A 12,220-nucleotide genomic window follows, 5' to 3' on the forward strand; every position below is an offset into this window, starting at 1 on the left:
GAACCATGCAGCGTACGCACCGGAGCGTCGCCGCGCTCGCCCTGCTGCTCGCCGTGACGGCGGTGCTCGGCGGCTGCGGCAAGGAGGGCAGCCCGCCCGTGAAGGGCCCGCAGCCCGACCAACTCCCCGTCTACCAGGTCCAGTCGGGCTTCACCCTGTCCGACTCGGCCACCTGGGACAGGGCGAAGAAGCGTGGCCGGCTCGTCGTCGGCGCCAAGGAGGACCAGCCCTACATGGGCGAGAAGGACCCGGCCACCGGCCGCTACTCCGGCTTCGACATCGAGATCGCCAAGATGATGGCCGCCTCCCTCGGCTTCGACCCGGCCCGCGTCGACTTCCGCACCATCGCCTCGGCCAACCGGGAGACGGCCCTCCAGAACGGTCAGATCGACTACTACGTCGGCACGTACACCATCAACGACAACCGCAAGAAGCTCGTCGGCTTCGCCGGCCCCTACTACCAGGCCGGCCAGTCCCTCCTGGTCCGCACCGACGAGAACGACATCGACGGACCGCAGGACCTGGCCGGCAAGCGGGTCTGCTCGGCCGCCGGCTCCACCCCGTACCAGCGGATCGAGAAGGACTACCCGAAGGCCGAACTCGTCGCCTACGACACCTACTCCGTCTGCGTGGACAACCTGCTGACCTACCAGGTCGACGCGGTCACCACCGACGACACGATCCTCATGGGCTACGCCGCCAAGGTCCCCGACGAACTCAAGGTCGTCGGCAAGCCGTTCTCCGAGGAGCCGTACGGCATCGGCGTCCCGCGCGGCGACAACGCGCTGCGCTTCGCCCTCGACGACGCGATCGCCGCCCACGAGAAGAACGGGGACTGGAAGAAGGCGTACGACGCCACCCTCGGCCTCTCCGGGGTACCCGCCCCCGCGCCGCCCGCCATCGACCGCTACCCGGCCAACTGAGGACCCCCACCGCTGACATGGACGTACTGACAGAGAACTTCTCGCTCTACGTCGAGGGGTTCCTCGGCACCGTCGAACTCACCGTCTACGCCTCGGCGCTCGCCCTCGTCCTGGGCTTCGTCATGGCCTCCTTCCGGGTCGCACCCGTGGGCTCCTTCCGGGTCTTCGGCACGGTCTGGGTCACCGTCCTGCGCAACACCCCGCTGACCCTGCTCTTCTTCGCCGTCATGCTGGGACTGCCCCGCTTCGGAATCGTCCTGCCCTTCAAGCTGTTCGCGGTCCTCGCCCTCGGCTGCTACACGTCCGCCTTCATCTGCGAGGTGCTGCGCTCCGGCATCAACACCGTGCCGCGCGGACAGGGCGAGGCGGCCCGCAGCCTGGGCATGACCTTCTCGCAGACGCTCGGCACGGTCGTCCTGCCGCAGGCCTTCCGCACGGTCATCCCGCCCATCGGCTCCACCCTGATCGCCCTCGCCAAGAACTCGGCGATCGCGGGGGCGTTCAGCGTCACCGAACTCCTCGGCACCTACAAGACGTTGAGCGAACTCGGCTACAACATCGTCTGGACCTTCGTCTGGATCGCCGTGGGATACCTGATCATCACCCTCACCATCAGCGCCGTCTTCCACATCCTGGAGAAGCGCTGGGGAGTCGCCCGATGACCGAGTCCACCGCCCTCTACGACATCCCCGGGCCGGGCGCCCGGCGGCGTCATCTCCTCTACGGCCTCGCGTCCACCGTCGTGATCCTCGCGCTGGCCGGCTGGATCCTCTATCTCCTCTTCGACACCGACCAGTTCACCGCCACCAAATGGACGCCCTTCGAGTACGAGGGCATCCAGGAGCTGCTGCTCAGGGGCCTCGGCAACACCCTCAAGGCCTTCGCCTACGCTTCGGTGCTCTCGCTCGCCCTCGGCGCGGTCCTCGCCACCGGGCGGCTCTCCGAGCACCGGGCGCTGCGCTGGATCTCGACCCTGCTCGTCGAGTTCTTCCGCGCCATGCCCGTCCTCGTGATGATCTTCTTCATCTTCGTGGCGCTCAAGGTGCAGCCGCTGCCCGCGCTCGTCGCCGGACTGACCCTCTACAACGGCTCGGTGCTCGCCGAGGTCTTCCGCACCGGCATCCATGCCGTGTCGCGCGGCCAGGGCGAGGCCGCGTACGCGCTCGGCATGCGCAAGACCCAGGTGATGACGTACGTCCTGGTGCCGCAGGCCGTCCGCGCGATGCTGCCGGCCATCATCAGCCAGTTGGTCGTCGCCCTCAAGGACACCTCGCTCGGATTCCTCATCACCTACGAGGAGTTCCTGCACGCCGGCAAGCTGATCGCGTCCAACCTCGACTACGACCTGCCGTTCATCCCGGTCGTCCTCGTCATCTCACCGATCTACATCGGGATGTGCATGCTGCTCTCCTGGTTCGCCACCTGGGTGGCTCGCAGGGAGCGCCGCAGCCCGAAGACGAAGGCCGTGGAGGTCGCACCGGCCGAACCGCAGACGCTGCTGCCGGGACAGCAGTAGCGGGCAAGGAGCCGCACCCGCCCGGCAGCAGCCGGTGATCACTCCTTCCGCAGCGGTACCGACACGTACGACGGGTCGGCCGTGGGGGAGGAGAAGGTCAGCTGCGCGCCGGTCGGGTTGTGCTCGATGTAGAGCGGGTCGACGGTGTCGACGACCAGCGCGAGCCGGTGCCCGGCCGGGACGTCGTAGGCGGTGGAGAACAGGTCCAGGTCGACGCCGAACGGCTGCCCGGGGGTCCGGTCGTGGAAGGTGTACGGGGCGTTGCTGACGAGCTTGCCGAGACCGAGCGGGCCCACGTCGTAGAGGTACGCGACGAGGGTGCCGCTCTCCTTCGTCGAGCTGACCGTGGTGTGCACCTTCACCGTGCCGCGCACCCGCTGCGGGCTGTCGTACCGCTCCGACTGCCAGACGCCGGCGAAGGCGCGGGGGAGGAGGGGCACGGAGACGACCGGCGGGGCCTGGAAGAACTGGTCCAGGAGGTTGGAGAGCAAGACGACGCCGCCGTCGGCGCCGGAGTCGACGTTCGCCCAGATCCGCTGTGTGCCGCCGAGGCCGAACTTCCGCCGGTTCGCGTCGAGGGACTTCCAGTCGGGGTAGCCCTCGTAGCCGGCGTCGGAGCGTGGCTTGAGCTGGACGGGCTGCTCGCGGTCGATGCCGTTGTCGTCGCCCTTGAGGTAGTGGTCGAACCAGCGGTGGGCGCTGGTCCAGGTGTCGTTGGGCAGGCCGAGGAGGCCGGTGGCCTCGGCGGTGGCGTGGTCGCCCGGGCGGAACTCCAGGCGCTTGGGGCCGGTGAGCTTCTCGTAGAAGCTCGCGTACTGGTTGGGCGGGAAGATGGTGTCGCCCCAGGCGTTGCCGAGCATGATCGCGGCGCCGTTGGCGTTGATCCGGTCGAGCTGCTCGATGGCGGAGCGCTTGCGGCCCCAGGCGATCATGTCCTCCTCCTTGGCCAGGTTGGAGGAGAGGAAGTCGCCGAGGATCTCCTGGAGTTCGGGTCCCGGGCGTCCGGTGAGGTAGCCGGCGCCGCCGAGCAGGGCGGCGGCCTGGAGGTGCTGGGTGCGGCCGCTGTAGATGGACTCGATGAGGTCGGCCCAGCCGCTGAGCGCCGCGACGGCCTTGATCCGTGGGTCGTTCGCGGCGGCGAGCAGGCTGATCCCCGCCCCGTACGAGACTCCCGCCATGCCCACGTGGGCGGGGTCGGCCGGGGTGTTCGCGAGGGCCCAGTCGATCACCTTGGAGGCGTCGGCGATGTCCTTGGGGCCCGCGGTCTCGATCTCCCCGCCGGACTGCCAGAAGCCGCGCGAGTTGTAACTCACCACGACATAGCCGGAGTCGGCGAGCTTCTGGGCCTGGGCGAGGTACTCGATCTGGGGCATGGCCCAGCTGGTGGGCAGCACGATCAGGGGGTGGCGGGCGGCGCCGTCGGCCCCGGCGGGCGTGACGACGTTCGCCTTGAGGACGGTGCCGCCCTCCCCGGCGATGTCGACGAAGCGGATGCCGGCCGCCGCGGTGTCGGTGGCCTGGGCCGTGGGGGCGAGCGCGAGGGCCGTCCCGGCCACGAGAGCGGCCGAGACGGCGAGGGCCAGGGGTGTGCGCACGGGTCACTCCTCACTGGGGCACCGCTGGGGGGCGGTGATGGGGGGTGGGGATGGGGCAGTGAAGTGACCCGACGGTAACCGCGGTGCCTTACCCGAGGTAACTGGTTGGTAAGTTACGTGCGGGTAACGATTGGCGGCGGGTCGCTCTGGAGCCCGGTGGCCTCCGCGAAGTCGGCGCGCGCCTCCCCGTACCGCTGGACGGCGACGAGGAACATGGACCGGTCCGTGAGGGCGCGGGCGAGGGCGCCCGGGTCGCCGGTCAGACGTCGGGCGAGGATCGCGCCCTCGTCGAAGACCGGGCGGAGCGCGTCCTCGTCCCTGCGGCCGTAGCTCTCCCACTGGAGCGCCCGGCGGACGGTCAGGCGACGGTGGGCGACGACGAGCCCGTGGAGGTCATCCGACTCGCGCAGGGCGGCGGTTCGCCGTTCGAGGGCGGGGATGGAGGCGAAGTACTCCTCCCGCACGTCGGGAGACCATCCGTGGACCAGGTGGACCCCGAACGCCGGCAGCGGGGCATCCGGAGTGGCGGCCGGTTCGGCCGACCGGCCCGAGAGGACGAGGAGGGTGGACCAGCAGGCCTGGATGTTGCTCCAGGAGACCGGCTCGCCGTCCCGCGCGAGACGGGTGAGGAGCGCCAGCGTCTCGCGCCGCGCACCGGCCTCCTCCTCCCGGCGTCCGGCGGCCCGGAGCATCCCGGCGTACTGCTCCAGCTTCCATGCCAGGCAGGCCAGCGGGGCGCGGTCCTCCGCCACCTTGCGCCGGTCCTCGTCCACGAGGCGCCCGAACACCTCAAGGGCCTCCTCGCGCCGTCCGGCCGCGTCGAGTTCGGCCGCCCACTCGATCAGGGTCCATTCCGACGGGTCCGCCGGCCCGGGCACGATGTGCCGGTCGTACAGTTCGGCCGCCTCCGCGTGGCGCCCCTCCTCGGCCAGCACGATCGCCAGGCGTCCGTACCGGCCCGCCTCCGCCAGCTCCTCGCACACCGCGCGACCCTCGGCCCGCCGGCCGGCGGCGAACAGCGAATGCTGGTACCTGTTCAAGGCCCGATGCAGTTCCTCCTCGCGGTCCGGCGTCTCCGCGTCGTACCGCCGCACCACGTCCAACGCCTCGGCGTGCAGGGCCACATGCACCTCAGGATCCCTCAGCTCCCAGCCGCGCTTGATCAGCGCATGCGCCAGCTTCGGCAGATAGACCCGAGGGCTCACCTCCGCCAGGATCCGGTACGCCTCGATCTCCTCCCTGCTGCTCGGCCGGTCCGACCCCAGCAGCATGACCCGCGCCCGCATCACCGCGTCGTGATCGATCTCGCCCGTGTCGCCCATGTGCCCCCTGTTCTCCGTCTGATGCACGACGGAGATTCTGCGAGTCGTGGGGCAGGCCGGACAAGGCTCTCGAACTGTGCGTTCCGTCCTACGAAAAACGCCTCTGACCTGTCATGATGGTGACGTCTTCACCCCGAGGGGAGGGCCGGTGGGGAACACGGGCGACAGTCCCGACATCGCGAGCGAAGCATCCGCCATCACGCGCGACGCACGCGACATCGCGAGCGACGCACGCGACATCAGGCGCGACGCACCCGACGTCTTCGATCCGCGGATCTACGCGGCCGGCATCCCGCACGAGCGCTTCCGCGCACTCCGCGACCGCGCCCCCGTCGCCTGGCAGGAGGAGCCGGAGATCCTCGGCTGGCCCGCCGGATCCGGTTTCTGGGCCGTCACCCGGCACGCCGACGTCGTCCGGGTGCTCAAGGACTCGGGGACGTACTCCTCGCACCTCGGCGCCACCCAGATCCGCGACCCCGACCCCGCCGACCTGCCCTTCATCCGGCGCATGATGCTCAATCAGGATCCCCCGGGTCACGGCCGGTTGAGGCGGCTCGTCAGCCGGGCCTTCACGCCCGGGCGGATCGAGCGCTTCGCCGGCACCGCACGCGACCGGGCCCGCGACCTGCTGGGCGCCGCGTTCGCCGCCGGCGGCGAGGTGGACCTCGTCCGGACCGTCACCGACGACTACGCGCTGCTCAACCTCACCGACCTGCTGGGGGTGCCCGCGAGTGACCGGGAGTTGCTGCACGCCTGGACCGAACGGGTCATCGCCTACCAGGACCCCGACGAACCGCCCGTCCTCGACGCCGAAGGGCGGCCGGTCAACCCCCGCTCACCCGCCATGCTCGCCGAGATGTTCGGCTACGCCCAGGAGCTCGCCGCGTACAAACGCGCGCATCCGGCCGACGACGTCATGACCGTCCTCGCCTCCTCCGAACTCGCCGACGCCGAACTGGAGATGTTCTTCTTCCTGCTGACCGTCGCCGGGAACGACACCGTCCGCAGTGCCGCCCCCGGTGGACTGCTCGCCCTCGCCGAACACCCGGCGGAACAGCGGCGGTTGTGGACCGGGGAGGTCTCCCCGGACACGGTCGTGGACGAACTCCTGCGCGTCCACCCGCCCGTGCTCTCCTTCCGGCGCACGGCCGCCCACGACACCGAGCTCGTCGGCCGGAAGATCCGGGCGGGCGACAAGGTCGTCGTCTTCCACGCCTCCGCCAACCACGACGAACGGGTCTTCACCGACCCGCACCGCCTGGACCTCGGCCGGACCCCGAACCCGCACGTCTCCTTCGGTGACGGCCCGCACGTCTGTCTCGGCGCCCACTTCGCGCGGCTCCAGCTCCGGGTGTTCTACGAGGAGGTACGCGCGGCCTGCGGCGGGATCGAACTCGCCGGGCCGCCCCGACGCCTCGTCTCGAACTTCATCAACGGGATCAAGACGCTGCCGGTTCGACCACTGGGGCCGTCCGCGCCGCGCGCGTGACATCGGCGACCAGCTCCACCACATCGGGGCCGTACGCCTGCGAGTTGACCACCTTCAGGAGGAGGACGAAGGAGCCGTCCGGCCCGTACTTGCCGGCCAGTGCCTCGTGGTGGCGGGCCAGGTGCCGTGCCGCGGCCTGATTGGTGACCGCCGCCTGGCCGCAGAGCAGGAACACCGGCCGCCCGCCCTCGCCCCCGGTGACGCGCGCGAGCACGACGTACTCGGTGACGCCCCACTCCGGGCGGTACGTCTCGCCCGCCACGGTGAACATCGCCCGGTCCTCACGCGGCTCCTGCTCGACGTTCATCGTGAGTCCCGGCAGCAGGTTCGGCAGATGGGCGGCCATGCGCCGATTCGAATAGGGGCCGCCGATGCAGAACTCGGCTATCTCGCCGAGGCCCTGACGGGCCGTGTCGTGCTGCACGATCCGGGCCCGCGCCCCGCAGTCCTTGATCAGCGCCGACAGTTCGAGCAGCGCCGACACGTCGGTGGCGTGCACCCCGCGCTCGTTGCCGGCCAGGCGGTTCACCACGAGCAGGCACTCCGAACCGGGAGGCAGCCCGAAGAAGGCCTGCTTGCGCCGCATCCGGCGCCGCCAGATGTAGGTGCGGGTCAGCCAGCCGAGGGAGCCGCTCACGCCGGTGGCCAGGACCCCCAGCACCACGTTGCGCAGGTCTTCGTTCATGGGCGCGCATGCTAGCGGGGAAACGGCCTTCTGTTCGAGGCGCTCCTGACGGGAGGGGTCGGGGGAAGTTACGCTGCGCGGACGGTCGTTGACTGGAGGTAGGAATGCGTCGCTCCGCCGCTGGCAAGGTCTCACTTCTCGCTGTCGTGGCGACGGTGCTCTCGATGGGCGCCGCCGCACCGCCGAAGGCCCCGCCCGTCGCGGACCCGCCCGTCAAGGAACCCGTCGCCGTCGGATACGGCGGCGCCGTCGCCAGTGTCGACGCCGACGCCTCGGCCGCCGGCATCGAGGTGCTCCGCAAGGGCGGCAACGCGGTCGACGCCGCCGTCGCCGTCGCGGCCGCCCTCGGCGTCACCGAGCCGTACTCGGCGGGCATCGGTGGCGGCGGCTACTTCGTGTACTACGACGCGAAGAGCCGCACCGTGCGCACCATCGACGGGCGCGAGACCGCGCCCCGCTCCGCCGGTGCGGACCTCTTCGTGGAGAACGGCGCGCCGATCCCCTTCGAGGAGGGCCAGACCAGCGGCCTCGGCGTCGGCACCCCCGGCACCCCCGCCACCTGGAAGACGGCCCTCGACGCCTGGGGCAGCAAGCGGCTGGGCACCCTGCTCGAACCCGCCGAGCGCCTCGCCCGCGACGGCTTCACCGTCGACCCCACCTTCCGCGCGCAGACCGCGGCCAACGAGGCCAGGTTCCGCGACTTCCCGGCCACCTCGGCGCTCTTCCTGCCGGGCGGCCAGCTGCCCGTGGTCGGCAGCGTCTTCAAGAACCCCGACCTGGCCCGTACGTACGAGTCGCTCGGCCGCGAAGGCGTCGGCGCCCTCTACCGGGGACCGCTGGCCCGGGACATCGTGAACACCGTGCGCACGCCCCCGCTCCGCGAGGGCGCCACCCGGACCGTCCGCCCCGGCGACCTGACGGAAGCCGACCTCGCCGCGTACCGCACCGAGTCCCGCAGGCCCACGAAGGTCTCGTACCGCGGGCTCGACGTCTACGGCATGGCCCCGTCCTCCTCCGGCGGTACGAGCGTCGGCGAGGCGCTCAACATCCTGGAGGGCACCGACCTCGCCGCCGCCTCCCCGGCCCGCTACCTGCACCGGTACATCGAGGCCAGCCGCATCGCCTTCGCCGACCGGGGCCGCTGGGTCGGCGACCCGGCCTCCGAGTCCGTACCGACGCACGGACTGCTCTCGCAGCGGTTCGCCGACTCCCGGGCCTGCCTGATCCGCGACGACGCCGCCCTCACCAGCCCGCTCGCACCCGGCGACCCGAGCAGCCCGGTCCCGTGCGCGAACGGCGGGACGGCGGCCCCGACCACGTACGAGGGCGAGAACACCACCCATCTGACGGTGGCCGACAAGTGGGGCAACATCGTCGCCTACACCCTCACCATCGAGTCCACCGGCGGCAGCGGCATCACCGTGCCGGGCCGGGGCTTCCTGCTCAACAACGAGCTGACCGACTTCTCCTTCGCCCCGGCGAACCCGGCCGTCCACGACCCGAACCTGCCCGGCCCCGGCAAGCGGCCGCGCTCCTCGATCTCGCCGACGATCGTCCTGGACCGGCACGACCGCCCCGTCCTCGCGCTCGGCTCCCCGGGCGGCGCGACCATCATCACCACGGTCCTGCAGACCCTGACGGGCGTCGTCGACCGGGGGCTGCCGCTCGTCGACGCGATCGCCGCGCCGCGCGCCAGCCAGCGCAACCAGGCCACCACCGAACTCGAACCCGCCCTGTGGAACAGCCCGTTGAGGACGGAGCTGGAGGGCATCGGGCACGGCTTCCGGCAGAACCCGGAGATCGGCGCGGCGACCGGAGTCCAGCGCCTGCCGGACGGCCGCTGGGTGGCCGCCGCGGAGACGGTCCGCAGGGGTGGCGGCTCGGCGATGGTCGTGCGGCCGGCGTCCTGACCTGCCGCAGCGCGACTACAGAGCGGTGAGGACGCGCGGGCCGTCGTCCGTGATCGCCACCGTGTGCTCGGCGTGGGACGCGCGCGAGCCGTCGAGCGTACGGATCGTCCAGCCGTCCCGCGCCGTGTAGTGGTCGTCCGTGCCGCCGCCGATGAGCATCGGCTCGATCGCGAGCACCATCCCGTGGCGCAGCTTCATGCCCCGGCCCGGGCGTCCCTCGTTGGGGACGCCCGGGTCCTCGTGCATGGCGCGGCCGATGCCGTGGCCGCCGAAGCCGTCCGGGATGCCGTACCCCGCGGCCCGGCAGACCCGGCCGATCGCGTGGGCGATGTCCCCGATGCGGTTGCCGACGACGGCCGCCGCGATGCCCGCCTCCAGGGCCTCCTCCGCCGCGGCGATCAGCCGCGCGTCCTCCGGCCGGGCCGGGCCGACCGTGAAACTGACGGCCGAGTCCCCGGCCCAGCCGCCCAGCGTCGCCCCGCAGTCCACCGAGACCAGGTCGCCCGGGGCCAGCAGGGTGCCGTCAGGGATGCCGTGCACGATCGCGTCGTTCACGGAGACGCACACGACCGCCGGGAACGGCACCGGGGCCCACTCCGGGTGATAGTCGAGGAAGGGCGAGCCGGCGCCCGCCCCGTCGAGCACCTCGCGTGCCGCCCGGTCGAGCTCGGTGAGCGGGACGCCGGGCGCCGCCTTGTCCCGTACGGCCGCCAGGGCACGGGCCACCACCCGTCCCGACTCACGCATGGCCGCCAGGGATTCGTTCGTCTTGATCTCCACCATAGCCAATTACTATACCGGTATTAGAATGGCGTCATGGTGCGCACACCCCTGACCCCCGAAGAGCGCGAGCGCGGCGAGCGCCTGGGCCTGCTCCTGCGCGAGGCACGCGCCGGGCGGTCCATGGTCGAGATCGCCGCGGCCGCCGGCCTCTCCGCCGAGACCCTCCGCAAGATCGAGACCGGCCGGGCCCCGACCCCGGCCTTCTTCACCGTCGCGGCCCTGGCCGGGGTCCTCGGTCTCTCCATGGACGAGCTCGTGGTGCACTGCACCCCGGCACCCGTCTGAGCCGGCTGCCCAGCCGGTTCGGACGGTTCGGACGGTTCGGACGGTTCAGACGGAGACCGCGAGCTGCACCCGGCTGTGGCGAGGGCGCTCGATCTCGTCCAGGAGGGCGAGCGCCAGGTCGGCGTGGGCGATGCGGCCCGCGCCGTCGATCACCGTGCCCACCGCCGTCCGGTAGCCGCCCGTCCGCTCCGCCTCCGCGTTCAGATCCATCGGCGGGACCACCATCAGCCAGTCGAGCCCGGGGCCCGCTTCCGCCGTGAGCAGCTCGAACTCGGCCACGTGTCCCTGGGAGAACGTCCGGTACTGCTCCGGGAAGCCGGCCGCGTCCATCAGCCGCACGCCGGGCGCGGTCTCCAGGGTCGTGGCGATGCCCAGGGTGAGCAGCCGTCCGACGCCCGCCTCGGTGAGCCCGGCGACCATGGCCTTCGCCGCGGTCGTGAAGAAGTCGACCGAGGGCACGTCCAGCCGGACCGCCGCGTTCAGCGCCGCGTCATGGCCCGTGGCGAGGGCCGCGACCGAGGCCGCGTCCGTCGCGTCGCCCCGTACGAGCGTGACTCCCGCGCCCTCCAGGTCGTGGTACGCCGCCGGGTCGCGGACCACGGCGGTCACCCGGTGGCCCCGGGACACCGCCTCCGCCACGGCCGCCCGGCCGACCCGCCCGCCGGCGCCGAAGACCACGATGTTCTTGACGCTGTTGCTGCTGTTCTCGCTGCTGTCGTTGTCCATGGCTGGACCGTAGAACGGGCAACCCTGGTTACTTCAACGGTACTGGGCTAGCGTCGGCCTCGTGATCGACACGTCCGCCCCGGAGCCGCTGAGCCCCTCCCTCTTCCGCGATCCCGACTGCGGCGTCCCCGCCCAGCCCATCCGCGTCGGCGGCAAGTGGACCGCGATGGTGCTGCGCTGCCTGGAGGACGGGGCGCCCCGCCGCTTCACCGAACTCCGCGTCCCCCTGCACTGGATCACCCCCAAGGTGCTCACCGAGACCCTGCGCGCCATGGAGCGCGACGGCTTCCTCACCCGTACCGTCCACGACGAGAACCCGCCCCGCGTCGAGTACGCCCTCACCGCCCTCGGCCGGTCCCTCATCGCCCCGCTCGACACCGCGTGCGACTGGGCGCGCACCCACGCCCCCGCGATCCACGAGGCCCGCAGCGCGTACGAGGAGGCAAGCCCCGTGGCGTAGGGCCACGGTGGTGGACGGGGCGAAACGAACCCACCCCCGCCTAGGCTGCCGTGCATGATGCCCGAAGAACTGCGGCGCGGCCGCTACGTGAGCCTGACCACCTACCGGAAGAACGGCACGGGGGTCGCGACGCCCGTCTGGTACGCGGTGGAGGGCTCCGACCTGTACGTGTGGACCCGCTCCGACTCCTGGAAGGTCAAGCGCCTGCGGAACGACCCCCGGGTCGAGGTCGCCGTCTGCGACCTGCGCGGCAACATCGCCGAGGGCGCGGAGCGGTTCGCCGGCACGGGCCGGCTGGTGGAGGGGGAGGAGCTGGGCCGGATCCGGCGCCTGCTCTCGCGCAAGTACACCTGGCAGTACTGGCTGACCGACGTGCCCGCCATGATCGTCCGGCTCGGCAAGCGCCCGCACACCGGCATCGTCGTGACGTTCTGACACGCCCGCCGACTCGATTTCCGGCTCCCGCACACGCGGTGGCAAACGGTCCGTAGTCGTCCCGTAACACGCATGCGATCCAATACCCGCG

Annotated in this window: 13 protein-coding genes; 8 read left to right on the top strand and 5 right to left on the bottom strand. The window is 71.6% G+C overall.

What is annotated here, in order from left to right:
• Positions 1 to 5: 5 nt before the first annotated feature.
• The 3 genes from ACN9M0_RS29670 to ACN9M0_RS29680 are packed head-to-tail and all read left to right on the top strand — an operon-like array spanning position 6 to position 2,439.
• Positions 6 to 923 (top strand): glutamate ABC transporter substrate-binding protein, encoded by a 918-nt coding sequence (locus ACN9M0_RS29670; RefSeq protein ID WP_366039596.1) that lies wholly within the window; start codon positions 6 to 8, stop codon positions 921 to 923.
• A 17-nt stretch (positions 924 to 940) separates the two neighbouring features.
• Entirely contained in the window at positions 941 to 1,585 is a 645-nt protein-coding gene (locus ACN9M0_RS29675; protein ID WP_399700188.1) for an amino acid ABC transporter permease, read from the top strand.
• Entirely contained in the window at positions 1,582 to 2,439 is an 858-nt protein-coding gene (locus ACN9M0_RS29680; protein WP_366039594.1) for an amino acid ABC transporter permease, read from the top strand. Before ACN9M0_RS29675 ends, ACN9M0_RS29680 begins: the two co-directional genes overlap by 4 nt.
• A 38-nt stretch (positions 2,440 to 2,477) precedes the next feature.
• Here ACN9M0_RS29680 and ACN9M0_RS29685 read toward each other — a convergent pair whose 3' ends face one another.
• Positions 2,478 to 4,034: an alpha/beta fold hydrolase gene (locus ACN9M0_RS29685; RefSeq protein WP_426404483.1), complete on the bottom strand. Its 1,557-nt coding sequence runs from the start codon at positions 4,032 to 4,034 to the stop codon at positions 2,478 to 2,480.
• A 113-nt stretch (positions 4,035 to 4,147) separates the two neighbouring features.
• Complete coding sequence (locus ACN9M0_RS29690; RefSeq protein WP_426404484.1) at positions 4,148 to 5,383, bottom strand: hypothetical protein; 1,236 nt, start codon at positions 5,381 to 5,383, stop codon at positions 4,148 to 4,150.
• 211 nt (positions 5,384 to 5,594) lie between these two features.
• Between ACN9M0_RS29690 and ACN9M0_RS29695 the strand changes: the two genes are divergently transcribed.
• Entirely contained in the window at positions 5,595 to 6,845 is a 1,251-nt protein-coding gene (locus ACN9M0_RS29695) for a cytochrome P450 (protein ID WP_426405340.1), read from the top strand.
• Here the strand turns inward: ACN9M0_RS29695 and ACN9M0_RS29700 are convergent.
• Positions 6,796 to 7,530, bottom strand: coding sequence for a hypothetical protein (locus ACN9M0_RS29700; RefSeq protein WP_366039591.1), 735 nt, complete (start codon positions 7,528 to 7,530; stop codon positions 6,796 to 6,798). The two genes, ACN9M0_RS29695 and ACN9M0_RS29700, sit on opposite strands and share 50 nt — an antisense overlap.
• A 104-nt stretch (positions 7,531 to 7,634) precedes the next feature.
• Between ACN9M0_RS29700 and ggt the strand changes: the two genes are divergently transcribed.
• Entirely contained in the window at positions 7,635 to 9,440 is a 1,806-nt protein-coding gene (gene ggt, locus ACN9M0_RS29705; RefSeq protein ID WP_426404485.1) for a gamma-glutamyltransferase, read from the top strand.
• A 15-nt stretch (positions 9,441 to 9,455) separates the two neighbouring features.
• Here the strand turns inward: ggt and map are convergent, their stop codons facing one another.
• The gene (map, locus tag ACN9M0_RS29710; protein WP_426404486.1) at positions 9,456 to 10,223 is read right to left on the bottom strand and encodes a type I methionyl aminopeptidase; all 768 of its coding nucleotides are present in this window, start codon (positions 10,221 to 10,223) and stop codon (positions 9,456 to 9,458) included.
• A 33-nt stretch (positions 10,224 to 10,256) separates the two neighbouring features.
• Between map and ACN9M0_RS29715 the strand changes: the two genes are divergently transcribed.
• Entirely contained in the window at positions 10,257 to 10,508 is a 252-nt protein-coding gene (locus ACN9M0_RS29715; RefSeq protein WP_366039587.1) for a helix-turn-helix domain-containing protein, read from the top strand.
• 45 nt (positions 10,509 to 10,553) lie between these two features.
• Here ACN9M0_RS29715 and ACN9M0_RS29720 read toward each other — a convergent pair whose 3' ends face one another.
• Complete coding sequence (locus ACN9M0_RS29720; protein WP_366039586.1) at positions 10,554 to 11,234, bottom strand: NAD(P)-dependent oxidoreductase; 681 nt, start codon at positions 11,232 to 11,234, stop codon at positions 10,554 to 10,556.
• Between the two features lie 61 nt (positions 11,235 to 11,295).
• Here ACN9M0_RS29720 and ACN9M0_RS29725 point away from each other — a divergent pair, with 61 nt between their 5' ends.
• Positions 11,296 to 11,694, top strand: coding sequence for a winged helix-turn-helix transcriptional regulator (locus ACN9M0_RS29725; RefSeq protein ID WP_366039585.1), 399 nt, complete (start codon positions 11,296 to 11,298; stop codon positions 11,692 to 11,694).
• A 54-nt stretch (positions 11,695 to 11,748) separates the two neighbouring features.
• Positions 11,749 to 12,129 carry a PPOX class F420-dependent oxidoreductase gene (locus ACN9M0_RS29730; RefSeq protein ID WP_399700171.1) on the top strand — a complete coding sequence of 127 codons (381 nt, stop codon included), beginning with the start codon at positions 11,749 to 11,751 and terminating at the stop codon, positions 12,127 to 12,129.
• The last annotated feature ends 91 nt before the right edge of the window (positions 12,130 to 12,220 follow it).

Source organism: Streptomyces sp. R-07, from assembly GCF_049913175.1.
GTDB lineage: Bacteria > Actinomycetota > Actinomycetes > Streptomycetales > Streptomycetaceae > Streptomyces.

Coding starts and splice junctions, on each gene's coding strand:
- ACN9M0_RS29670 (WP_366039596.1), top strand. CDS start 6: ATGCAGCGTACGCACCGGAGCGTCGCCGCGCTCGCCCTGCTGCTCGCC.
- ACN9M0_RS29675 (WP_399700188.1), top strand. CDS start 941: ATGGACGTACTGACAGAGAACTTCTCGCTCTACGTCGAGGGGTTCCTC.
- ACN9M0_RS29680 (WP_366039594.1), top strand. CDS start 1,582: ATGACCGAGTCCACCGCCCTCTACGACATCCCCGGGCCGGGCGCCCGG.
- ACN9M0_RS29700 (WP_366039591.1), bottom strand. CDS start 7,530: ATGAACGAAGACCTGCGCAACGTGGTGCTGGGGGTCCTGGCCACCGGC.
- ggt (WP_426404485.1), top strand. CDS start 7,635: ATGCGTCGCTCCGCCGCTGGCAAGGTCTCACTTCTCGCTGTCGTGGCG.
- map (WP_426404486.1), bottom strand. CDS start 10,223: ATGGTGGAGATCAAGACGAACGAATCCCTGGCGGCCATGCGTGAGTCG.
- ACN9M0_RS29715 (WP_366039587.1), top strand. CDS start 10,257: ATGGTGCGCACACCCCTGACCCCCGAAGAGCGCGAGCGCGGCGAGCGC.
- ACN9M0_RS29720 (WP_366039586.1), bottom strand. CDS start 11,234: ATGGACAACGACAGCAGCGAGAACAGCAGCAACAGCGTCAAGAACATC.
- ACN9M0_RS29730 (WP_399700171.1), top strand. CDS start 11,749: ATGATGCCCGAAGAACTGCGGCGCGGCCGCTACGTGAGCCTGACCACC.